This window comes from Streptomyces sp. NPDC058664, from assembly GCF_042716635.1.
Classification (GTDB): Bacteria; Actinomycetota; Actinomycetes; order Streptomycetales; family Streptomycetaceae; genus Streptomyces.
The window spans coordinates 1-1,109 of record NZ_JBHXRW010000040.1; the positions used below are offsets into that span (position 1 = coordinate 1).

1 protein-coding gene and 1 pseudogene are annotated in these 1,109 nt (G+C 70.4%); both read left to right on the forward strand.

The genetic code is table 11. From position 1 onward, the window contains the following. On the forward strand, positions 1–897 hold an 897-nt coding region (locus ACFWUY_RS27970), incomplete at its 5' end, for an ATP-binding cassette domain-containing protein (protein WP_384115322.1). After that, positions 894–1,109: pseudogene (locus tag ACFWUY_RS27975) on the forward strand (ABC transporter permease); the annotation flags it as partial. The gene ACFWUY_RS27970 and the pseudogene ACFWUY_RS27975, both read left to right, overlap by 4 nt.

A 1,109-nucleotide genomic window follows, 5' to 3' on the forward strand; every position in this document is an offset into this window, starting at 1 on the left:
GTCTTCGCCCTGCTCGGTCCGAACGGCGCCGGCAAGACCACCGCCGTCAAGATCCTCTCCACCCTCATCACCCCCGACGCCGGCCAGGCCCACATCGCCGGCCACGACCTGGCCACCCACCCCCAGGCCGTCCGCGCCGCCATCGGCGTCACCGGCCAGTTCTCCGCCGTCGACGGCCTGATCACCGGCGAGGAGAACATGCTCCTCATGGCCGACCTGCACCACCTGCCCCGAAACGAGGGCCGCCGGGTCACCGCCGACCTCCTCACCCGCTTCGACCTCACCGACGCCGCGAAGAAGCCCGCCTCCACCTACTCCGGCGGCATGAAACGCCGCCTCGACATCGCCATGACCCTGGTCGGCAACCCGAAGATCATCTTCCTCGACGAACCCACCACCGGCCTCGACCCCCGCTCCCGCCACAACATGTGGCAGATCATCCGCGAACTCGTCACCGGCGGCGTCACCGTCTTCCTCACCACCCAGTACCTCGAAGAAGCCGACCAGCTCGCCGACCGCATCGCCGTCCTCCACCACGGCACCATCGCCGCCGAAGGCACCGCCGAGGAACTCAAGCGGCTCGTCCCCGGCGGACACGTCCGGCTCCGCTTCACCCACCCGGCCACCTACCGGACAGCCGCCACCACCCTGTCCGAGGCCGCCCGGGACGACGAGGCACAGACCCTGCAGATCCCCGGCGACGGCACCCAGCACGCCCTGCGCACCCTCCTCGACCGGCTCGACACCGCCGGCATCCAGGCCGACGAACTCACCGTCCACACCCCCGACCTCGACGACGTCTTCTTCGCCCTCACCGGCCCGGCCACCCTCCCCCACCAGACCGACCAGACCCGCCAGACCCGCCAGACCCGCCAGACCGAGGAGAACGCCCGATGAGCACCCTGTCCCTCGCCGTCCGTGACTCGGCGACGATGCTGCGGCGCAACCTCCTGCACGCCCGCCGCTACCCCTCCCTCACCCTGAACCTGCTGCTCACCCCGATCATGCTGCTCCTGCTCTTCGTCTACATCTTCGGCGACGTGATGAGCGCCGGCATGGGCGGCGGGGACCGCTCCGACTACATCGCCTACCTCGTCCCCGGCCTGCTG